Genomic DNA, 20963 nt, shown 5'->3' on the forward strand with positions numbered 1-20963 from the left:
CAGAAGGTGATATTCGATGACATCAAATAGCCGTCGCCGTTTCCTGCAGACCGTGGCTTCATCCGCCGGCGCTGCTGCCGCGCTGACCGCACTGCCCGAGTCCATTCGCAATGCGCTTGCCGTGCCCGCGTTTTCGCGCACCGGCACGATCAACGATGTCGAGCACATCGTCGTGTTCATGCAGGAGAACCGTTCGTTCGACCACTACTTCGGCCATCTGCGCGGCGTGCGTGGCTATAACGACCGCTTCCCGATTCCGCTGCCGGGCGGCAAGCCGGTGTGGTATCAACCGTCGAAGGAAGACCCGACCCAGCCGGTGCTGCCGTTCCATCTGAACACGGCGACGACCAGCGCGCAATGCGTCGGCGATCTTGACCATACCTGGTACAAGACCCATGCCGCGATCGACGGCGGCCGCTACGACCAGTGGCCCGCGAACAAGACCGACATGACGATGGGCTATCACCTGCGCAGCGACATTCCGTTCCATTACGCGCTGGCCGATGCATTCACCATCTGCGACGCCTACTTCTGCTCGCTGCCGGGACCGACGCACCCGAACCGTTCGTATCTGATGACCGGCATGGTCGATCCGAGCGGTACGCTGGGTGGTCCGCTGCTCGACAACAACGATTTCGTCGACGGCGACGGTCCGCCGAATTATCAGTTGCTCTCGTGGACCACGTACCCGGAACGTCTGCAAGCTGCGGGGATTTCGTGGCAGGTGTATCAGCAGGGGCTGACCGGCGCCGATCCGTTGAACGGCAACTACGGCACCAACGTCCTGCAGAACTTCACGAACTTCATCAACGCGCAGCCGGGTTCGCCGTTGTACGAGCGCGCGCAAACCGTGCGCACTATCGACGACCTGAAGGCCGACGTGCTGGCCAACAAGTTGCCGCAAGTGTCGTGGTTGTGCCCGCCGGCTGCGTACTCCGAGCACCCGAGCTATACGCCCGCATACGGCGCGGAATACACATCGCAGATTCTCGATGCGTTGACGTCGAATCCTGAAGTGTGGAGCAAGACCGTCCTGTTCATCATGTACGACGAGAACGACGGCTTCTTCGATCACCTCGTGCCGCCGCAACCAGCGACAACGCCGGCGCAAGGCCAGTCGACGGTCAGCACCGACGGCGAAATTCACAATGTGGTGAATCCGGCGCGCGGCGGCAGTTACACCGCGGACGGCTTGCCGTACGGCCTCGGCCCGCGCGTACCGATGACCGTCGTGTCGCCGTGGACCAAGGGCGGTTTCGTGTGCTCACAAGTGTTCGATCACACGTCGGTGATTCGCTTTATCGAAACACGCTTTGGCGTGCATGAGCCGAACATCACGCAATGGCGTCGTGCGGTGTGCGGCGACTTGACCACGGCGTTCGACTTCCGCACGCCGGATTCGAAGGTGCCGCCGCTGCCGGACACGAGCAACTACAAGAGCATCGCCGACAACCAGTGCGCGACGCAGCCGAAACCGACTGTGCCCGCAATACCGGGCGCGATCGATCCGCAGGAAAGCGGTATTCGTTTTGCGCGCGCGTTGCCGTATGAGCTTCATGTGAACGGTCACGCGGATGTGAAGAAGAACACATTCGAGATCGTGCTTGCCGACAGCGGCGATCAGGGTGCGCATTTCTACGTGTACTCGACGAATCGCACGGATGGTCCGTGGCGTTATACCGTCGAGGCGGGTAAGTCACTTCGTGAGACGTTCGATCTGACGTCGACGAACGGCGTGTATGCGTTCGAAGTGTTTGGGCCGAATGGTTTCGTGCGTAAGTTTGCGGGGAATACGCAGCCGGCGAGTGCGCAGACGACGCAGGCTGCGGGTTGGCATGGTCACGATACGCCCGCGCTGCCGGAGATCAAGGTGCAATACGATGTTGCTAACGGGAATGTGTTTTTGAAGTTCAGCAACAAGGGCGGTGGTGTGGCGCGGTTGACGGTGACGGATAACGCGTATGGTGCGCGGACGCGTCCGGTGCTGGTGCCGGCGGAGTCGCATATCGAAGAGGCCTGGGTGCTGGCGTCGAGCCATCACTGGTATGACTTGACGGTGACGAGTAATGATGACGCCAGCTTCTCGCGTCGTTTGGCTGGACACGTTGAGAATGGACGGCCGAGTATTAGTGATCCGGCGGCTGTGGCTCCGGTGTTGGTGGTGAATTAAGGGCTGGCGAAAAGGGATGGGCTTCGGTTGGGCAGCTGCTTTATTTGGGGTGCTTGATCGAAGCTCAGAGGTGCGATGTCGTTGTGCTGAGGGAATGTTGGATCAGCCCTAGGCCGAATGGCCAAAGTTAGATAGTTTGCCTAACAAAATTAATTTTAAGAAAGTGGCGCACTTATAATTTTGGCTGCTGTTGAAGCAATTTCGACGGCCGGGTTTGACAGCCTGAATACTAATTCCCGCGCAACCTTTCCGCAGGCCATGCGCGAGCTTCTGCACGCCTTTCTAATGGGCGGGCCGTGGCGAGGGAACCGCAAGGTTCGCCGGTTTTGGAATTAGCGCCGGCCTGTCAACCTCGTTACATGCCCGCCCACCCGTTCGCAGCGAGTGTCGGGCGATTTCGAGAATCAACCGGAAATCGCGCCATGAGAAAACCCGCTGAAGCTCCATTTATGAACCCTCGTCTTTCGGTGAAACCCGCTGAATATAAGCGACTTGCCGGAGAGGTATTGGAAGCAACCCGCACGTATGTGGAACGGCTTTCATCGCTGGCTATGCTAGCCAGGATGCTGCGCAAAGGTATCGCGATGAACCATTGCGATCGCCGCGACCAGATGTTACTTGCGGAGTTGTTGGAACGGACGGCGCATCAGTACGAAACCGAGGCGAACATCGAGCGAGGAAAGATGTCGGTCGTGATGGCCGATGCGGAAGAAGCGGAATCGAATGCTATGCGCCGCAGGAAAGGGATGGGTGAATCAGTGGCGCCAGCCACGAGAACGCGCAGGAAGGTCGACGCTGGCGTAACAGCACCGGCATGACACGCGGCTGCGCTCTGCACGAACTGACGAATAGCGTTACAGTGAATCTCCGCAACTGCTTACCGATGGAGACGCCATGGAGCGCGAAGCATTCACTGAAAGCCTGACGAAAGATGGATTCCCTGAGGCCGTCGTTGTGACGCGGGAGGCGAACATCGAGATGGATTTGCATGAGCATTCATTCGAAGCGAAAGCGTTGATTCTGGAAGGCGAGTTGCACATACGCGTAGGCGAATCCGAGCAGGCGTATAAAGTCGGCGACGTCTTCCACTTGCCTGCAAACAAACCGCATTCAGAGCGCTACGGGCCGAACGGTGTGACGTATTTGGTGGGAAGGAAGTAGGCCTTCCGAGGCTAACGCCTTGTCGTCAATCATGCTTTCGGCCGCTCCGCTTTTGCGTTAACCAGCCGCCCTTTAAAACTATTTTCTTGAGTCGGCAGCACAGCGACGGGGGACTTACAGCCTCAGCATGCGTGATAGCTCGTTCCTGATAGTCTTCAAATTCCCAGGCGGCGAAGCGGCTGAACTTCAACGCAATAGTCTGCCAATCAGCGCCGCAGCATCGACTGAGGAGTCGCTCGATGCTCGCTCGTATTCGGTCTGCGTTGAATTCGGACACAATAAGCATGTGACGACCCCACGCCGCGAAGTCTTTCTCGTGTTCGACATACGCGGATAGCCACGTCGGCGTACATACGAGTAGCTGGTAGTTATCTGCCGCTTCCGTGCCGGCTGGCCCTATTGAAATACAAAACCACAGACCAAAGTTATCCAACTCTTCGGGCCGACACTCGGCGATATCTGCGTCAAAATCTGAAGAATAGATATTCTTGATTTCCAATTTCATAAAAAATTATTCATGCGTTGAGTAGGGGAAGTTGGCTTTCCTGTATCAACATCGCGCAGAGACTTCTCCACAATGCGCGTCATCAATCACGATAAGACGCAATTGATATCACGAGATCTGTGGATTTGCGTGTAGGAAAAATATGGTTTTTGTCAAAATTCGACAAAAGCATTGAAGGTAGTTCACAGGACTGCGAAAAATGTTTACCTTTCTGACCCCAAACACACGCACTGAATCGATATAGGCGAACCGCACGTTCGTCCGGTCGGTTGCGATGAAAACCGAAAATGAGACGATGGCGGAGCTGCCGAGGCAAGTCGGAATGTACGCAAATCAGAGTAAGGCGATGACCAGACGGCAGTCGTACTTCGTCGACGTGGCGGGCACGGCGAACTCAAAGGACCTGTCGGTTGTGTCATTAGAGGCAACCGAGCGCATGGGCGAGCCGCACCGGATCACGATCATCCTTGCGCACTCGGACAGGTTGTCAAGATCAGACGACCTCAGCAAGGACGCGGTGTTTTCGATCGTCCACGAGGACGCTGCGCCGAGAAAGTACTCCGGCTGCATTATCCGCTTCTCGAAGACCAAGAGAAGGCGTCATTCAGATTCCGAGGGTCTCCAAAGTCTTAATGCTCCAATGCCGGTTCTGCCGCAGAGCGACTTCAAGGCAACGGATTTTTACAGCTTCACACGCTAATAACGATGATTATCAGCCCTCCTTTCCTGCCCGAAGCGGCTCTCGCGTCCAACGATCCGGACGCGATCGATCCGATGATGGATGCGGTCGACAAATTTGAATTGGCCCACGGTATTTATCCCATAGCGTTCGATCGCCGCTGGCATCCCGGCATGCATCTGGCACCGAGATTGCAGAATGAGAAAGTTCGCGCGATTGCGGACGGCGAAGTCGTAGCCTATCGGGTGTGCCAGCACGCCTTCGACAGCGGCGGCGGCGTGCCGGACAGCAATGCCGGCTTTGTGCTGCTCAAACACACGACCGATACAGGCGAAGGACGCAAGCTGACGTTCTATTCGCTCTACATGCATTTGCTGGAACTCGATGGCTATAACGACCATGGTTTTCACACGGACGTGTTGCCGTCGTTCCTGCGAACAGCGTCACCTGGACCCAATATGCATCCGCCGGCTGTCGCTTCAGCTCAGGCCGGCGGCGGTCGAAAGATCTATCGGAAAGATATCCTCGGCCTGGCCGGGCGATGCCACGGCCAGTTGCACCTGCACTTCGAAATCTTCATGACGAAGCCGGATTTCGACGCGTATTTTGGTGCTACCCAACTGGGCCACGAACAGGTCGTCACACCTGCCACGACCGACTACTGGGGCAGCAGTTACTACATCATTCCGCCACAGCAGCAGTTTCTACCACTGCCGCCGGGCACGGACGCGAATAAGAAGCTTCACGGCATCCCCTTCGAGCAACTGGACGCGGGACAAAATACCGACACGCTGTACGTCGAGGTCTGGTTTCACAAAGGGGCAAAGTTCACAAAGGTCTGGCGCGATGCGGGCGGTGGTCGGCTCGAATTGCTAACTGAGCAGCCGCTCCGCGAACCAAACTACGAATACGACCTCTACAAACGTGCAACCGCGCTGTATGCGACCTGTCCGAGCGACGGGTATGAACTGCTGCGCTTCGGACGAATTCTCGGTACACCGACCACGCTGACGGAAGCGGCGCGTACTACCTGGGCGCAGGTTGCCTTTGCTACGGGCCGGAAGGGCTACATCGACATTAACAATCGCACCGTGCTGAAGTTGTCCGATGCGGATTTTCCGTTCTTCAAGGGCTGGAAGAAAATCAGCGAGGGTAACGGACCATTCAATGCAGACGGACTGTGCGATATCGACACCTTGAAGAAAATCCTGAAGGACGCGAAGGAACATGAGACGCCGCACGAAGCAGCGCTGACTGAGGAGTATCAGAAAGAAGATGTGCTCGTTCGCTATGTGAAGACGACCGATGGTGCGCGCGAGCAATTGCGTGGATTCGTATGTGAAGCGCCGAGTGAATGGGACAGCACGCACAACGAGGATCGTTACCGGAAGTTGAAAGACCCGGGTGAGTTCTACGATGGCAACGATGCGGGATACACGAAATTTCTCAACCTGCTGAAGTCATTTCAGTTCTGGGACCACACAGGATTGCCTAGTGGCGAGAAGCTTTGGTTCTTTCATCCGGCTGCGTTTATTCGGCATTTTAGGAGATGTGGGTGGCACAGTCTCCGAGAGCTAACGCAAACGTTGCCACGGCGCTCATCCATCAATGCCGGAGGAACCATTCAATGGTTGGAAGCGGGAAGACGCTGGCAGGGAGGCAACAACGACAGCTATGGCGTTATGCCATCCAACATGCACACGACAATCAATCGCATGTGGGCAAAATACGGGTTTAACACGCCTCAACGGCGAGGTCATTTCCTGGCGCAAATCTTTGTGGAGACGGGAGCCCTTCGGGCGACTGTTGAAATAGGCGGGAACAATGAAATGCGGTATTTCCGCACCATGTACGAAGTGCTAACCCCTCAGGAAGCTGGACAGGATTTCGACCACAACTTCGCCTGGTTGCAGAATATGGGTTTTCTTAAAGGCCGGGACCGTCCAACCTATATTGCACAACATCCCGGCGAGATCACCCAAAAAGCACTTGCGCTCGGAAACACGCAACCTGGAGACGGGCCGAGATTTCGTGGCCGTGGTTTGATCCATCTTACTGGTCGAAGCAGCTATAACGCCTACGGGTGCTATCGCCGTCTCGACTTCATCACGGACCCGGCCCCGCAACAACTCTCCACCGACTCCTCTGCGGCTGCCGACTCAGCAGGGTATTTCTGGGTCAGCAAAGTGATGCAGTCGCCCAATACCGGTGCATTACGTAGTGGCATGAATATCAATCGCCGCACCGACGTCGGCGTTGGTGATATCAACGTTTCAGCAATCACAACCCCAGTAAATGGCGGTAGCACTGGTCTTCTCGAACGCAAGGAATTTTTTCGCTATGTCAACTTCATTTTGGGCGATGCCCCGGATATGCCCGCCGTCCCGACGCTAACGAGACAGAAGGAAGAATGATTGCGATGAGATTTCACCCAACACTTAGACACTGGGCCTTGGCGGCGCTTCTCGCCATCCCCACCGGCGCATCGTCTATGCCCTCCGCATTCCCGGACGGCGCTACGCCGCCAATGAAGCCATTGGCGAGCAGTAACGTTAAAAACTGTGGACTAACCTTGTCCTATCCCGCACTAAAGAATTCGTACGATGAAGACATAGCGCTTAATTGTATAGGCTCCTACAAAGAGGCCCACGGCACCTCCTTGGGCATCGATTATTCACGCTATCCAAACGACCCAGAACGGACAAGCAGATTTATCTCCATGGAGATAAATCCCGTGGGAATCGATGATTGGCTTGCCGCTGACAAAGAGCATGATGCTGCGTTCGAGCAGACGAGCAACGGAGTTCGGCTTCTACCCAAGTACAGCTTCGGCAATGAGTGTCATAACCTCCTTCGAACCTTGATAAAACCAATTTCCGGATCTAACTGGCACGGTTGGATTGCTGAAGAAGTCTATGGGAAGGCGAGTAATCGAGGCAACAACGACTATTGCAGGATATATGCGCCAAAGAACCGCTGCGTGCACCTGCTCGTAGGCAACAAAAAAATGTCTGTAGAACTTACCGGCGCATGCCTGCTTCGTAAGAAAACCACCAATCTTGATGAAGGTTTTAGCTATGACTTTTTCATGCAAATGATCAAGTCTATCCGCTTCAACGAAGAATGAATGTACGAAATGCCATCCGCGGTAGAGGCGCGCCGAAAGACGCCGATCGTGCCACAAACGGCTTGCTCGATATGAATTCTTCCGAGCATTTCGTGATGCGTAATTGGAGTATTCAGTGGGTTCATGCCGTTTCAAAATCGCTGACATGTTCGGCGGACATCTAGACGTAGCGTACCCAGCCGCCCCACCACCTCAAGTGGGGGATATTATCTCCCGCTAACAGGTCCAATGGCGGCGCTCAATGACGGCTTTAGTCTTCTCTGTACCGATGCTACCGAAGAGCGATTAACTATCGCGCTGAATGCAAAGTATGTCGACGGTCGCTGGCTAACTTACGGACCAGTGAATGGCCCCGAATTCATTCATTTTGATAAACGAGCCCACTTCCAGACGATCCATCTAAACGGCAAAAATTGGATTGGAAGAGCGTACACCACAGATGACACAACTGGCGACGAGAAGCGCCGGGCACGCCTTTTTTACTTTTGCCTGATACACAACGCGCACGCATTGTGTGGGTACACGCCTGTTGTATGGCTTGCCAAGCCTAAACGCAATCAGTTGTGGAAGATCAAGGCGATCCTCGAATCGGTCGAGTTTGTCGATACACCGCTGCCGACAAGTGCCAGTGCTGCAACCAGCGCAGCGCCTCCGAGCCGATGATCGGAGGCGAAGTGTGCCAAGGCAAAAAACTACGCCCCCAACAAAACCCCAGTCCTAAACGCCTTCTTCCCGGTCACCCGCCCCAACGGCGCCCCAGCCGTCACAAACCGAATCGCGCGCCGCATATACAACACCCCTTCGGTGTTGCTAACGAGCGTAGTCGTCTCATCAGTCAACGGGTCGACGATATCGAACAAAGCCTGCCCGACACGAATCGTTTCCCCGATCTTGGCGCGATGAATCAGAATTCCGCTAACAGGCGCATAGAATTGTTCACTCCCAGCAAGCGGCGTCGCGGGCGACAACAACTCAGGCAACGGCTTAACAGCATCAACCCGAATCGCCTTCCGCCAACCAAGATAATCCACGATCGCGTCAGCATCCTCCTGCGCGACTTCATAAGAAACATCCCGCTGCCCACGACACTCCACCGTCACAGCAATCGTCCCATTGGGCACCGGCTTATCTGCAGGTATTTCCTGCTGCAACTTCCACCACAACAAACTGTGCGTCTCATCAAACGCCTCACCGCCCGAGTTAGTAGCAAGCAACGAAGCCTGCGCACCCAAATACCGTGACAAAGGCTCAAACTCAGGCCACGCAGCCTCACTGGTATACAGATGCATTGCCGCTTCCAAAGAACAATGCAGATCGATCACGACATCTGCATCGAAGGAAAGCTTCAGCAACGCTAACTGCAAAGACTCGAACTCAGTCAACGGTCTCTGTTCCGCCAACTCACCAGCAATCAACTCACGAACAATCTGCCGATTCTCGTCAGCATCAGAACCCAAAGCCTCCTTAGCCCGTGCCACCAACTTAGAAAACTGCATGAAATGTCGATTGAAGTTCTTGCCACTACCCAGATCGAAGCGCCCAAGAAACTGCCCGAGCACGTACTGCCCAAGCCCAACAGGATTCGCCACCGGCACCAGCACAATCTCAGCATTCAGCGCGCCCCGCTTCTCCAGTTCCAGCAATCGACGCTTAAGCAAAACCGTCGTCAACATCGCCGGCGTTTCATCAGCATGCAGCGACGACTGGATATAAATCTTCTGTCCACTATCCACAGGGCCAAAATGAAACGACACCAGTTCGCGGTGCGTGCCGATAGCTGGCGATAAGAGCGGAATCGATTGCTTGTTCATGAGAGCGAGAGGTCTGTAAAAGAGAAGTAAAACGGAAAATCAATTGCCGTACGGATCGAAGTCAAAATACTTCTTCGCGATCTGCGCGTAGGTACCGTCCTTGAGCATCGAAGCAATCGCCCCATTAATGGACGCCTGTACCGCAGTCTCATCCTTGCGCAAACCGATACCTACGCCACGGTCACCCATCGAAAGTGGCTCGCCGACAAACGCAAATCCCTTCCCCGCTCGCGTGCGCAAAAATCCGTAGTCGGCTTCAACGGAACCGAGCAATGCCCCATCAAGACGGCCATTCTGCAAGTCAGCGAAGACCTCATCCTGACTCTTGTACGCAACCACATGCACGCCAATCGGCGCCCAATTCTTCAACGCGTACCCCTCGAACTGCGTCCCCGACTGCACGCCGATCTGCTTGTCAGCCAACGCATTCATACCGCCCGCGAGCGCCGAACCTTGACGCGCGATCAGCCGCGATTTGAACTGGAACAGCTTCGACGAAAACAGGATCTGTTGCTCACGCTTCTCCGTGATCGCCATCGACGAAAGAATCGCGTCGATCTTGCGCGCCTGCAGCGCGGGAATCATTCCCGAGAACTCGAGTTCGACCCACTGGCAACGCGCATGAATGCGCCGGCAGATTTCGTTGCCGAGATCGACATCGAAACCTTTGAAGCTGCCGTCGGGCGCTTTGGCGTCCATCGGCGGATAGCTCGGATCGATACCGAGGCGCAACGTGGCGGGGTCGGCGGCAAACGCACCACTGCTGAAAGCCAGCGTGGCGCTCAAGATCATCAGCGGGATTTTCATGGGAGACGGGTGTGAGTTGGGCGGATTACTACAGAGCGATCCTATGCCGCCTCCGCGCCTCAAAGAAGTCTCGAAAGTAATATCATGATCACTTTTACCGATCACTGAGATTCTCCATGGCGTTGACGATCTCCCAGTTACGCGCGTTCACGGCCATTGCCGAGCACGGTAGCCTCCGTGCGGCGTCGCGGGCGCTCGGCATCGCCCAGAGCGGTATCACGCAGCAGTTGCAGAACCTCGAATCGATGCTGGGCGCGACCTTATTCACTCGCACGAACCGCGGAATCGCGCTGACCGCGCTCGGCCAGCGCCTGTTGCAGCGCGCCGGCGCAATTCTCGGGGAATGCGAACGGGCCGAGCAGGAAGTGCGGCAACTGCGTGGCGATTACGCGGGCGAGGTCACGTTCGGCATGACCACCGAGCCGCTCGTCGACGCCTTCGCGCCAGTGCTGATGGAATTCCGCGCGCGCTTTGAGCGAGTCGCAGTGCATTTGCGCACCGGCACCTCGCGGATGATGATTTCGTGGATTCGCGAAGGCACACTCGATTTTGCGGTCGCGCTGGTATCGAAGCATACTGACACGGCCGATCTGTCCGTGACGCCGCTCTATCCGTCCGATCCCGTGATCGTCTGCCGTCGTGGCCATCCGAAAGCCGGCGCGACCTCGCTGGCCGAACTCGTCGACTGCACCTGGGTGGCGACGCGCTCGCCGAATCTCACCGACGATCCGCAACTCAACCGTCTGAACCATCTGTTCGAGAGCCACGGTTTGCCGCCGCCGAAAATCATCGCGACAGTAGAAGGCCTGTACGAGACGCTGCATCTGGTCGGCGCGACGGACTGCCTGTCACTGGAGGCATCGATCGTCGCGAAGCGCGGGCCGTTTGCGAGCACGCTTGCGTCGATCAATGTGCGCGAGCGAGCGGTCGAACAGAACGTGTGTCTGCTGCAGCGCGCGGCGATTCCCGTCACGCCCGCGGCACAGGAACTCGCGACGATGATTGCGTCGTACACGCGCACGGTGCGGGCGCGATAAGGCCAGATTGATGCTACGTGGCGTTGAACGTCGACGACCTGCACGCCGCACTGCCCTATCTCGCGCAGTACGGCCGGCACGCGCAAGGCTCGCCGCAGACCGTTAGCGCGGGGCCGCACGCAGGCGCTTTGATCTTGTGCGTGGCTGGGCCGGACGGCGCGACGACCGAGTTGAGGCGACCATCGGCTTAATGCCGCAATTCCAGCAATGTGGCTATCGGCGTGCTCAGTCCAGCGTTTCGAGCGCGATCAACTCCTCGATGGTCTGCCTGCGCCGAATCAACCGCGGTGCGCCGTTTTCCACCAACACCTCCGGCGCCAACGGCCGGCTGTTGTAGTTCGATGACATCGACGCGCCGTACGCCCCCGCGTCATGAAAAACAATGAAGTCCCCCACTTCCGGCGCCTGCATGGAACGGCTCGTGACGACCCCACCCGCCGCTTGAGTGAACACATCGCCCGCTTCGCACAACGGCCCGGCCACCGCGAAAGCACCACGCGGCGCTTCGCTCGGCATGCCATTACCTTTCACCACCGTCATCTCATGATGGCTGCCGTAAAACGACGGCCTCACCAGATCGTTGAAACCCGCATCAACCAGGGCGAACTGGCGATTCGGCCGCCGGTTCAGTGCGTGCACCTCGGCAACCAGCACACCGGCTTCCGCAACCAGAAAACGCCCCGGCTCGATCTCCAGTCTCACGCGATGTCCGAGATGCGCTTCGATCTGCCTCCGCGCCGCGTCCCAAAGACGAAAATAATGCTCAACGTCAATCCGCGGTTCGCCTTCGCTGTATGGCACCGATAGACCTCCACCAGCCGAAATCGCTTCGATATCGTGGCCCAGGCCTTGCACGGCTTCGACCATCGCATCGCACACGCGCGACAGATGCGTGTAGTCGACGCCAGAGCCGATATGCATGTGCAAGCCGACCAGCTTCAGGCCATAACGGCGCACTATGGCTATCGCCAGCGGCACGTCATCGAGCCAGATGCCGTGCTTGCTATGCTCGCCGCCCGTGTTGGTCTTGTTGCTGTGTCCGTGGCCGAAACCGGGATTGATCCGCAGCCACACGCGGTGACCTTCAGGCGCATGCTGCCCCACGCGTTCAAGCATATCGAGCGAACCGGCGTTGACCGTGATGCGATGCTCGAGCACCGTGGCGAGCGTCGCGTGATCGACGAGGTCAGCGGTAAAAACCACGCCCTCTGGATCGCCATCCGGCGTGAAACCCGCCGCGAGACTGCGCGCGATTTCGCCCAAAGACACGGCATCGACCATCGCCCCTTCGTCGCGCATCAACTTCAGGATATGCACGTTCGAACACGCCTTCTGCGCATAGCGAATCACGTCGAAGCTGCGCAGTTCGGCGATACGCTGGCGGATCACGTCGGCGTCGTAGACCCAAAGGGGCGTGCCGTGCTGTTGCGCGAGTTCGACGAGTTGTCGTGGATTGAAAGTGGTCACGATTCGCGGTTCTCTATATCGAGGCATAGGTGTGAACCACATAATGCTGAAAACCGCTCATTCAGTAAAATACCTATTCTTTGCCAATCCATTCATTCCTGATATAGGCATCATGGCGCTCACTCATCGACATATCGAAGTCTTCCGCGCGCTGATGACGGCAGGCAGCGTCACCAAAGCGGCCGAGATGCTCTTCACCTCGCAGCCCACGGTAAGCCGCGAACTTGCGCGTATGGAACAGAGCATCGGTTTTGCCTTGTTCGAACGTGTGCAGGGCCGATTGCGTCCAACCATGTCCGCGTTGACGCTGTTCGATGAAATCAAGCGCGCGTATGTCGGACTCGAACGGGTAGCGTCCACGGCAGCAAGCCTGCGCGAATTCCAGGGCGGCCAGCTTTCCATCATCGCGTTGCCCGCGTTTTCGCACTCGATCCTGCCAGGTGCATCGAAACGCTTTCATGATGCGCAGCCCGGCGTAAGCCTTTCGATCGCGACGCAAGAATCGCCGTTTCTCGAAGAATGGCTGACCGCGCAGCGCTATGACCTCGGCCTGACCGAACACGGCGCGCCGCCTGCTGGAACACGTCTCACGCCTTTGCTTGAAGTGGACGAAGTCTGCGTGCTGCCCGATGAGCATCCGTTGCTCGCAAAGCGCGTGATCGAGTTGAAGGATTTCGCGAATCAGCCGTTCATCAGCCTGTCGTCGAACGATCCGTATCGGATTCAGATCGACGAAGCCTTCACGCAAGCGGGCATCGCGCGCCGCCAGATCATCGAGACGCCCACCGCCGTCTCCGTTTGCAGTTTCGTGCGGCAAGGCCTCGGCGTGGCCATCGTCAATCCGCTTACCGCACTCGATTTCGCGGGCCGCAATCTCCATATCCGGCCGCTCGGCGTGTCACTGCCGTTTCGGGTGAGCGTGGTTCATCCGGAGCATCGTCCGAGCCATCCGCTGGCCGGCGCGTTCGTTGAAGCGCTGCAAAGCGAAGCCGACGCGCTACGACTACAATTAAAAACCCACACAAGACGTAAGCAGAATTAAGGGCGCTGTTCGACGATCAGTCCGCGCCACGTTGGCCCATCAACAGGAGTTTCCCAAATGATGAATCGAGACAACCCCGTCTGGCTGATTACAGGCTGTTCCACCGGCTTCGGCCGCGAACTGGCGAAGCTGGTGCTGGAGCGAGGCTGGCGCGCGGTGGTCACCGCACGCGATCCGTCGAAAGTGAAAGATATCGCCGAAGCGCACGGCGATCGCGCACTGGTTCTGCCGCTCGATGTGACGAACCGCAAGCAGATCGAAGACGTCGTCACGCAAGCCAAACAGCGTTTCGGGCGCATCGACGCGCTCGTCAACAACGCGGGTTACGGCTATCTGGCCGCGATCGAAGAAGGCGAGGACGACGAAGTCCGCGCCATGTTCGAGACCAACGTGTTCGGCCTGGTCGACATAACGAAGGCGGTGCTGCCGATCATGCGTGAGCAGCACAACGGCTTGATCGTGAATGTGTCGTCGATTGGCGGCATTGCCAGTTTCGCCGCAACCGGCTACTACCACGCCACCAAATACGCGGTGGAAGGCTTGTCCGAATCGCTCGCCCTAGAGGTGAAGCCGCTCGGCATCGACGTATTGATCGTCGAGCCCGGCCCGTTCCGCACGAACTGGGCAGGTCCGTCGATCAAGCAATCGGCAACGGTGATCGATGACTATGCGGGCACGGCCGGTGAGCGCCGCAAGCAGACCGAAGCGCGTAGCGGCAAGCAAGCGGGTGATCCGGTGCGCGCCGCGCAAGCCATCATCGACGCGGCGCTGTCGGACCAGCCGCCGCTGCGTTTGCTACTCGGCAAGGCTGCGCTCGAACTGGCGCGCAAGAAGCTGGACTTCATGCGCGGCGACTTCGATGGCTGGGAAGCCACGACGGTCGGAGCGGATTTTCCGGCTTAAAACTCGACCAGCGCAAAATCTTCCTTGCCCACGTCGCACAGTGGGCAGCGCCAGTCGGCCGGGACATCTGCCCAGCGGGTGCCCGGCGCAATGCCTTCTTCCGGCAATCCGGCGGCTTCGTCGTAGATCCAGCCGCAGATTACGCAGACCCATTGTTTGAAGTCGTCCGCAGACGTGGTGCTTTGCAGTGCTGCATGCGGTGCAGCGACCGCTTGCGTGGCGGGCGTGTCGTCGAGGCTCACCACCAAGGGTGCGGCCGTACCCACACTGCTTTCAGCAAGGCGTGCCTGCAGGCTTTCCAACAACCGTTGCGCCTCGACCTGCGTCAAATCGATCCAGTACGGATCGCCGGCGCCGTCGTTGAGCCGCTCAGGAGAAAACTGGATTTCTACGGCTACGCCCTTCTTGTACATGGCAAATCGGAATATCGATAAAGCCGGCAGCGAGCGCCGGCATAGGGTCGGATGCTTGAAGCGCGGGCTTCGTGGCGGGGTTAGGCGAACTGGTTCAGCACGATGGCGGCGATCAGTCCGGCGGCGCCAATGAGGCCCAGCAATTGCAGCAGAGTCAGGGATTTACGGGATGCGGAGGGGATGTGTTGCGTAGTCACGGGCGTTCTTAAATGTCGGAAAAAGCGAAATGGTACACGGGAGTGAGGCCGGCGCATCTCGATTGGCGCAAACCTGCGTGTGTTAGATGCCATTATCGCTGCTCGACCGGTCTGGATTCCCTACCAGGTGGAGATGGATTCATTCCCCACCGGCCGGAAAGCCTGCCTACGAAAAAGCCACCTCGCTGGCCTGCTCAGACACTGCCCCCACAATCGCGGCAACGGCCGCAGCATCGAGCGTCAACGCAATATGCGCCACGCCAGGCACGATCGTGACCGGCACCGCACGCCCTGCTTCCGCAAAGACCTCGGCAAATTTCCCGGCGTGAAACGCCTCATCGTCCGCACCGACCAGTACTTCAACGGGCTGCCGCGTCGCCCGGATATCCGCGCGGTAATCCTCATGCGGACGAAAGTTCTGCATCAGGTTGTACGAGTACTGCGGCGTGAGCTTGGCCGCCGCCTCAGGCGACAACGCGTAGGCCACAGTCGGCAAATGATTGAAAAGCGTGATGCGCAGCTTGTTGAGGATCACCAGCACGATCACGCGTGGCAACCCGACATTCACCCACCCGCCGACGGCAGGCGGCGTGGTCGGTGCGTCCTGATGAATGAACGGCGCAAGCAGCACATAGCGGTCGAATGCCATTTGCCGGACATCCCCCGCGAACCGCAGCGCGAAGCCGCCGCCCGCCGAGAAACCTGCCAACGTGCGCGGCCCAGCCGGCTGAACCGCCTCGAGGAAGTCGCTCAGATCATCTTCAAGCTGGCCGATATACGCGATCATGCCTTTCTTGCCCGATTCGCCATGTCCACGCATGTCGGGCACGTAGATGTCGTAACCGGCCTCGGCAAGCGCTTTCGCCAGGGTATGCAGGCTCACGCCACTCGCCGACGAGCCGTGAATCAGCACAGCGCTGCCTCGCACTCCCGTTATCCGGCTCGCATAACACCGATATGCGAGCGCTGTGTTATCGCGCGCGGTGTAGCGTTCAATTGGAGGTAAATCGGAAGTATCGACCGACTTGAAAGGCTCATTGATCGACGCAAGCGGCGGCGGCTGTTTGGGGCCGCCCTTCACCAGCGCCACTGCCATGATGGCGAGGCCCACACAGAACACGACAACCGGCATCACTGCATGCAGTTCGGTACTCATCGAATGGACCCCTCAGGCGATTAATTATGATTTTGGATTTCCCGATCGATGAGCCTGCGTTTCATGCACCTTATGCGTATTTTTATAGGCGCCGCCGGCTCGCCGCTCATCGTCGCCGGCGATTGTACGGTCCTGCGTGGCGCCAAAAAACTCGAATATCAAGTATTCGACAAGGGGTTGCCGTGGCGCGAATCCCAGAAACGGATCACCGCGCCGCCACCAGTGCCGGCACCCACCACCTGATCCGGCGCACCACTCTCGCGCAGCAGGGCGCGTAGTTCGTTGATGACCGGAAACACCTCGTGATTCCAGTCCGCGCCCTGCGAATCGTGCGCGCGTTGTTCAGCTTCGACGATCTCGCGGTCTTCCTTGAAGATGCGTTCGGTGAACCACACGAGCAGCGGCCAGGCGAGATTCAGCACGCCCGGAATACCCGGTTTGCGAATCGACAGCAAGCCAAACGTGCGGTTGGTGCGCTGCTCGCGATCGAGCGGCACGTAGACAATCCACAAATCCATCACCAGCGTCTGCTCGGACGTGCGGATCTGCAGCGTCTGATACGGATACTCGGTGCGGATCGTCATCACGTCCTTGTCGTTGTCGCCACCGGTCTTGCGGCTCTGGCCGAACACGATGGCTTCGCCGATCGGCTGCTGGCCGGCCATGCGCGCAAACGTGTAATCGACTTCGACCCAGCCTTCGCCGCGGCGCCGTCCCAGCGATCGCGCACGCATCTGACCCATCTGCCGGCGATGCAGGAACTGATGGTTCATATCCATCAGGTTCTCGTGCATGAACGAATAATGGCAATTCACCGGGCGGCCGAAACGGCGCGTCTTGTACTTCTTGTCGGCTACGGAACCGAACGCGGGCAGCGGCCGTTCTTCCGCCAAAGCGGCATCGCCGGGAAACACGAAAATCAGGCCTTCGACTTCGCGGCACGGATAAGAACGCACGCCGTTCGGCAGACGATCGCGGCCCAGATACGGCACGTCGATACACGTGCCCGAACAGTCGTAGGTCCAGCCGTGATAGCCGCAACGGATCGACTCGCCGTCCACCACGCCCTGATGCAACGGCACCTGACGATGCGCGCACCGATCTTCGAGCGCGAACACCTTGCCGGACTCCGTACGCGCCAGCACGATCGGGTCGCCTGCGAACGTCACACCATGCGTCTTGCCCCGCTTCACTTCATGCGACCACGCCAGCGGATACCAGTAGTCAGGGTGAATACCGACGCGGCGCAGATCGCGCACCGGGGCGCCGCTGACGGCCTGATCCGGCGCGTGTGCATGCGCGGCTGTTGGGGCGTGGGTTTGCGCGGCTGCATGAGCAGGCGAGGTATCGACCGGCGCATCGACGGTGTCTTGTTCGAGCGGGGGAACAGCATGCATAGGTGGAGCCTCCGTGCACGAGCGGATAGAAGGTTGGCGCCCTGCATTTCGCAGGCCGACATCGTTGCACAGTCTACTCGAACCTGCAGCGGCATGGTTCCATCCGCCGCACGCCATTCCCCGTTGCGCCGCCCCTGGGCGCAATCGCGTCGGCCTGACACCCTGCTCGTCAAATAAGGCGCCGGCTGCTAGTTTTCGTCGTGCGTCACGAGCCCGGAGCGGCGTTGCACGCCCCACGAGCGTCCACCACGCAGGAAATGCAGCCAGCCAAGCAGTGCGCCGACATGACGCACCAACTGGAACGTAAACGGCTCGGCGATCGCCGCGAGCATCGCCATCCACAAACTGGCGCGGGTACGCTCGCCGGTCCAGCGGCGGTACAGATGAATACACCAGAGATAAAACGCGAGATCGATCGCCGTTTTGAGGCCGATCACGCTGAAAATCGACACGACGATCGCGCCATGCCCGCCGAACAGAAAACCGAGCAGCAGCGCGAAGGCGGTCAGTCCGTAGATCGGTTGCATCGTATCGATGGCCTTGACCGGCAGCATCAGCATGCCCATCGTGCCGTAACGCGGGTTGCCGGTCATGTCGCGGTTCCAGTATTGGGTTTGCAGGAAACCCGCGAACCAGCGGCGGCGCTGCCGCAAGAAACTGCCGAGGTTGTCCGGTGCATCGGTATGCGCATGGGCATTGCCCACCACGCGCACGTCCCAGCCGAGACCGTGGTCGACCGAATAGCGGCGCAGCCGATGAATCAATTCGTAGTCTTCGACCAGACACTGCGGATCGAAGCCGCCCACGTCCACCAGTGCGTCGCGTTTGAACGACGCGAAGGCGCCTGAAATCAGCAGCAGACTATCGGCACGCATCCACGCAAAGCGGGCAATGAAGTTGCGCATGTACTCGTAGGTCTGGAACCACTGGAACACGCGGCCCGACACCGATTTGCCGCACACGGGCACCAGAATGCCGGCCGCCGCGACCAGCTTCGGCTCGCTCGCGAAGGCGGCGCGCATCGCGTAGGTGGCGTCGTCGTCGAGCAGCGTGTCAGCGTCGACGGTCATGACGGTCTCGGTGGTCATGATCGTGATGGCTGCGTTCAGCGCGCGGGCCTTGCCGCCGTGCGGCACGCGCAGCCAGTACAGATTCGGATAGAGCGAACTCGGCGCGCTCAGCACCCCGTCGGCTGCGGCAACCAGGCCGAAGCGTTCAGTGAGCAGCGCGTGGGTGGCATCGGTGGAACCGTCGTCGGCGATCACAATCTGCGCCGGGCCATGCGTCTGACGTAGCAGCGCCGCGAGCGTGACCGGCAACACCGCCGCCTCGTTATGCGACGCAACGATCACACCCATGTCTGGCAAGCGCCGCGCATCGAAATCAGGTTCGAGCGGCGGTGTGGGCCGCATCAGCGGCAGCGTTTTCCACGTGACGAAGGCAAGCAGCAACGTGTCATACACGACATAGGCAAGACCCGTCGACCACGCCACCACGCCTTGGAGAAAGAATGCGCGGGCGAACAGCAGCAACCACAACACGACGACGCTCAAATGGATCAGCGTGCTCAGAAGCGTAGTGGGACGCGGCAGAATGCGCGGGGATGCAAGGGCGAGCGCGTGTTCCAGAGTTTTCTTCAAAATGACTGCTGAGTCCGTCGAGTGTGCGGTTGTTAGATGGAAAGTAGCGTGACGGTGCTTACGGCACCATGCGTTTCAGAACCGACTTGCGGTCGATCCATTGATGCTTCAACGCGCCGCCAATATGCATTGCCAGCAACGCATACAGCGCGTAGCCGAGCCATGTATGCAAGGCGCCGAAGCGGTCGTGCAAGGTCTCCTTGAGCGCCGGATCGAGATTCATCACATAGCCGATGCGCGGCCAGGGGAACAGATTGAACAGCCGCATCGGATGCGTGGCCGCATCTTTCCACGCGGAATCGTGCAACCAGCCGGACAACGGCAGCGCAATCATCAGCAGATACAGCAGGAAATGGGCGACATGCGCGACGATCTTCTCCCACGACGGAAACTCGCGCGGCAACGGCGGCGGCTTGTGCGAGACGCGCCACAAGATGCGCATCAGCGCGAGACCGAGCACCGTGATGCCGATCGACTTATGGGTATCGACCACCGGACGCACCCAGTCGTCCGGCCATGATTCGGCAGTCAGCCCGAGCACAACGTTGACGATCATGAGCAGCGCGATCAGCCAGTGCAGCGTCATCGCCGTGCGGGTATAGCGCGACAGCAGCGGCGCACCGGTCGAATCGGACAGGGAGTCGGCGTGAGTGTTCATCGGTCGTTCCGTCTGCAAATGGGTTTCTTGCGAAAGCTGTTTGAAAATGCAGCCCTACCGCCGCGATATCTGCTCGCGCCGACGGTATGAGGCAAACGCATTAGTGTGACGTTTTATTCCACCGGGCGCTGAGCGATGTGTTTCAGATTATTTCGACGGCACGTGGCGCGGTGGATTCACGTCCGGAGAGCCGCGGCAACCCGGGTTCGCAAAGTCGGCAACACCTCCGCTTCGAACCACGGATTGCGTTTGAACCAGGCAATATTGCGCGGCGATGGATGCGGAAGCGGCATCACGTTGGGGCCATATTCCTGCCAGCGCAGTAGCGTATCGGTCAGCGTCGGCCCGAATGCATCACCGAGACCAAAACGCTGCGCGTATTGACCAATCAGCAACGTGAGGCGCACCTCGCGCAACTGGGCGAGCAAGGCCTGATGCCAGTGCGCGGCGCATTCGGGGCGTGGCGGCAGATCGCCACTCGCGCCTTTGCCCGGAAAACAGAAACCCATCGGCACGACGGCAAATTTCGAGGCGTCGTAGAAGGTCTCGTCGGAAACCTCGAGCCACTTGCGCAAACGTGCACCGCTCGCATCGCTCCATGGAATGCCCGAAGCATGCACGCGCGCACCGGGTGCCTGGCCGATGATCAGAATGCGCGAGTCAGCAGACGCCACCACGACCGGCCTCGGTGCATGCGGCAGTACCGGCGCGCACACCGTACAGGCGCGAATGTCGTGCAATAGCGTGGTCAGTAAAATGGGTTTCCTTACGTTCATGCCATGGCGCGGGTCAG

Annotated in this window: 20 protein-coding genes; 10 read left to right on the forward strand and 10 right to left on the reverse strand. The window is 58.7% G+C overall.

The annotated features are described in order from the left end of the window. Positions 1-16: 16 nt before the first annotated feature. The 3 genes from PQR40_RS34600 (at position 17) to PQR40_RS34610 (ending at position 3331) form a co-directional block, all read left to right on the forward strand. The gene (locus PQR40_RS34600; protein WP_408510827.1) at positions 17-2170 is read left to right on the forward strand and encodes a phosphocholine-specific phospholipase C; all 2154 of its coding nucleotides are present in this window, start codon (positions 17-19) and stop codon (positions 2168-2170) included. Between the two features lie 422 nt (positions 2171-2592). Then, positions 2593-2988 carry a hypothetical protein gene (locus tag PQR40_RS34605; protein WP_408388412.1) on the forward strand — a complete coding sequence of 132 codons (396 nt, stop codon included), beginning with the start codon at positions 2593-2595 and terminating at the stop codon, positions 2986-2988. Positions 2989-3064: 76 nt separating this feature from the next. Further along, a complete protein-coding gene (locus PQR40_RS34610) occupies positions 3065-3331 on the forward strand; it encodes a cupin domain-containing protein (RefSeq protein WP_408388414.1) in 267 nt (88 codons plus the stop codon). Between the two features lie 25 nt (positions 3332-3356). Here PQR40_RS34610 and PQR40_RS34615 read toward each other — a convergent pair whose 3' ends face one another. After that, on the reverse strand, positions 3357-3836 hold the full coding sequence (locus tag PQR40_RS34615; protein ID WP_408388416.1) for an immunity 8 family protein: 480 nt from the start codon (positions 3834-3836) through the stop codon (positions 3357-3359). A gap of 274 nt (positions 3837-4110) precedes the next feature. Here PQR40_RS34615 and PQR40_RS34620 point away from each other — a divergent pair, with 274 nt between their 5' ends. From PQR40_RS34620 to PQR40_RS34635, 4 genes are all read left to right on the forward strand, one after another. Then, positions 4111-4536, forward strand: a complete 426-nt coding sequence (locus tag PQR40_RS34620) for a hypothetical protein (protein ID WP_408388418.1) — start codon at positions 4111-4113, stop codon at positions 4534-4536. 5 nt (positions 4537-4541) lie between these two features. Next, complete coding sequence (locus tag PQR40_RS34625) at positions 4542-6929, forward strand: hypothetical protein (RefSeq protein WP_408510828.1); 2388 nt, start codon at positions 4542-4544, stop codon at positions 6927-6929. Next, positions 6926-7642 carry a hypothetical protein gene (locus PQR40_RS34630; protein WP_408510829.1) on the forward strand — a complete coding sequence of 239 codons (717 nt, stop codon included), beginning with the start codon at positions 6926-6928 and terminating at the stop codon, positions 7640-7642. Before PQR40_RS34625 ends, PQR40_RS34630 begins: the two co-directional genes overlap by 4 nt. Positions 7643-7870: 228 nt before the next feature. After that, the gene (locus PQR40_RS34635) at positions 7871-8305 is read left to right on the forward strand and encodes a hypothetical protein (protein ID WP_408510830.1); all 435 of its coding nucleotides are present in this window, start codon (positions 7871-7873) and stop codon (positions 8303-8305) included. A 29-nt stretch (positions 8306-8334) separates the two neighbouring features. On the opposite strand, the gene PQR40_RS34640 is transcribed toward PQR40_RS34635, so the two are convergent. Both PQR40_RS34640 and PQR40_RS34645 read right to left on the reverse strand, forming a co-directional pair. Further along, complete coding sequence (locus PQR40_RS34640) at positions 8335-9453, reverse strand: succinylglutamate desuccinylase/aspartoacylase family protein (RefSeq protein ID WP_408510831.1); 1119 nt, start codon at positions 9451-9453, stop codon at positions 8335-8337. Between the two features lie 39 nt (positions 9454-9492). Beyond that, positions 9493-10260, reverse strand: coding sequence for a transporter substrate-binding domain-containing protein (locus PQR40_RS34645; protein WP_408510832.1), 768 nt, complete (start codon positions 10258-10260; stop codon positions 9493-9495). A 116-nt stretch (positions 10261-10376) separates the two neighbouring features. Between PQR40_RS34645 and PQR40_RS34650 the strand changes: the two genes are divergently transcribed. Continuing rightward, a complete protein-coding gene (locus PQR40_RS34650; protein ID WP_408337867.1) occupies positions 10377-11297 on the forward strand; it encodes a LysR substrate-binding domain-containing protein in 921 nt (306 codons plus the stop codon). A 225-nt stretch (positions 11298-11522) separates the two neighbouring features. On the opposite strand, the gene lysA is transcribed toward PQR40_RS34650, so the two are convergent. Beyond that, positions 11523-12764 carry a diaminopimelate decarboxylase gene (gene lysA, locus PQR40_RS34655; RefSeq protein WP_408510833.1) on the reverse strand — a complete coding sequence of 414 codons (1242 nt, stop codon included), beginning with the start codon at positions 12762-12764 and terminating at the stop codon, positions 11523-11525. A gap of 112 nt (positions 12765-12876) precedes the next feature. Between lysA and PQR40_RS34660 the strand changes: the two genes are divergently transcribed. Both PQR40_RS34660 and PQR40_RS34665 read left to right on the forward strand, forming a co-directional pair. Continuing rightward, positions 12877-13806: a LysR family transcriptional regulator gene (locus tag PQR40_RS34660; RefSeq protein ID WP_408233866.1), complete on the forward strand. Its 930-nt coding sequence runs from the start codon at positions 12877-12879 to the stop codon at positions 13804-13806. A 57-nt stretch (positions 13807-13863) separates the two neighbouring features. Continuing rightward, on the forward strand, positions 13864-14709 hold the full coding sequence (locus PQR40_RS34665) for an oxidoreductase (RefSeq protein ID WP_408337873.1): 846 nt from the start codon (positions 13864-13866) through the stop codon (positions 14707-14709). On the opposite strand, the gene PQR40_RS34670 is transcribed toward PQR40_RS34665, so the two are convergent. The 6 genes from PQR40_RS34670 to PQR40_RS34695 form a co-directional block, all read right to left on the reverse strand. Next, complete coding sequence (locus PQR40_RS34670) at positions 14706-15122, reverse strand: rubredoxin (protein WP_408388434.1); 417 nt, start codon at positions 15120-15122, stop codon at positions 14706-14708. The two genes, PQR40_RS34665 and PQR40_RS34670, sit on opposite strands and share 4 nt — an antisense overlap. A 363-nt stretch (positions 15123-15485) precedes the next feature. Further along, positions 15486-16475, reverse strand: a complete 990-nt coding sequence (locus PQR40_RS34675) for an alpha/beta hydrolase (protein WP_408233857.1) — start codon at positions 16473-16475, stop codon at positions 15486-15488. 158 nt (positions 16476-16633) lie between these two features. After that, entirely contained in the window at positions 16634-17872 is a 1239-nt protein-coding gene (locus tag PQR40_RS34680) for a Rieske 2Fe-2S domain-containing protein (protein ID WP_408233854.1), read from the reverse strand. 188 nt (positions 17873-18060) lie between these two features. Then, the gene (locus tag PQR40_RS34685; protein ID WP_408233851.1) at positions 18061-19512 is read right to left on the reverse strand and encodes a glycosyltransferase family 2 protein; all 1452 of its coding nucleotides are present in this window, start codon (positions 19510-19512) and stop codon (positions 18061-18063) included. A gap of 58 nt (positions 19513-19570) precedes the next feature. Beyond that, on the reverse strand, positions 19571-20170 hold the full coding sequence (locus tag PQR40_RS34690; RefSeq protein ID WP_408233848.1) for a cytochrome b: 600 nt from the start codon (positions 20168-20170) through the stop codon (positions 19571-19573). A 176-nt stretch (positions 20171-20346) separates the two neighbouring features. Next, positions 20347-20946, reverse strand: coding sequence for a uracil-DNA glycosylase family protein (locus PQR40_RS34695; protein ID WP_408233845.1), 600 nt, complete (start codon positions 20944-20946; stop codon positions 20347-20349). Positions 20947-20963 lie beyond the last annotated feature (17 nt).

Origin of the sequence: Paraburkholderia sediminicola, from assembly GCF_046026855.1 — a bacterium.
Taxonomy (GTDB): Bacteria; Pseudomonadota; Gammaproteobacteria; order Burkholderiales; family Burkholderiaceae; genus Paraburkholderia; species Paraburkholderia sediminicola_A.

Coding starts and splice junctions, on each gene's coding strand:
- PQR40_RS34600 (WP_408510827.1), top strand. CDS start 17: ATGACATCAAATAGCCGTCGCCGTTTCCTGCAGACCGTGGCTTCATCC.
- PQR40_RS34605 (WP_408388412.1), top strand. CDS start 2,593: ATGAGAAAACCCGCTGAAGCTCCATTTATGAACCCTCGTCTTTCGGTG.
- PQR40_RS34610 (WP_408388414.1), top strand. CDS start 3,065: ATGGAGCGCGAAGCATTCACTGAAAGCCTGACGAAAGATGGATTCCCT.
- PQR40_RS34615 (WP_408388416.1), bottom strand. CDS start 3,836: ATGAAATTGGAAATCAAGAATATCTATTCTTCAGATTTTGACGCAGAT.
- PQR40_RS34620 (WP_408388418.1), top strand. CDS start 4,111: ATGAAAACCGAAAATGAGACGATGGCGGAGCTGCCGAGGCAAGTCGGA.
- PQR40_RS34625 (WP_408510828.1), top strand. CDS start 4,542: ATGATTATCAGCCCTCCTTTCCTGCCCGAAGCGGCTCTCGCGTCCAAC.
- PQR40_RS34630 (WP_408510829.1), top strand. CDS start 6,926: ATGATTGCGATGAGATTTCACCCAACACTTAGACACTGGGCCTTGGCG.
- PQR40_RS34635 (WP_408510830.1), top strand. CDS start 7,871: ATGGCGGCGCTCAATGACGGCTTTAGTCTTCTCTGTACCGATGCTACC.
- PQR40_RS34640 (WP_408510831.1), bottom strand. CDS start 9,453: ATGAACAAGCAATCGATTCCGCTCTTATCGCCAGCTATCGGCACGCAC.
- PQR40_RS34645 (WP_408510832.1), bottom strand. CDS start 10,260: ATGAAAATCCCGCTGATGATCTTGAGCGCCACGCTGGCTTTCAGCAGT.
- PQR40_RS34650 (WP_408337867.1), top strand. CDS start 10,377: ATGGCGTTGACGATCTCCCAGTTACGCGCGTTCACGGCCATTGCCGAG.
- PQR40_RS34660 (WP_408233866.1), top strand. CDS start 12,877: ATGGCGCTCACTCATCGACATATCGAAGTCTTCCGCGCGCTGATGACG.
- PQR40_RS34665 (WP_408337873.1), top strand. CDS start 13,864: ATGATGAATCGAGACAACCCCGTCTGGCTGATTACAGGCTGTTCCACC.
- PQR40_RS34670 (WP_408388434.1), bottom strand. CDS start 15,122: ATGTACAAGAAGGGCGTAGCCGTAGAAATCCAGTTTTCTCCTGAGCGG.
- PQR40_RS34675 (WP_408233857.1), bottom strand. CDS start 16,475: ATGAGTACCGAACTGCATGCAGTGATGCCGGTTGTCGTGTTCTGTGTG.
- PQR40_RS34680 (WP_408233854.1), bottom strand. CDS start 17,872: ATGCATGCTGTTCCCCCGCTCGAACAAGACACCGTCGATGCGCCGGTC.
- PQR40_RS34690 (WP_408233848.1), bottom strand. CDS start 20,170: ATGAACACTCACGCCGACTCCCTGTCCGATTCGACCGGTGCGCCGCTG.
- PQR40_RS34695 (WP_408233845.1), bottom strand. CDS start 20,946: ATGAACGTAAGGAAACCCATTTTACTGACCACGCTATTGCACGACATT.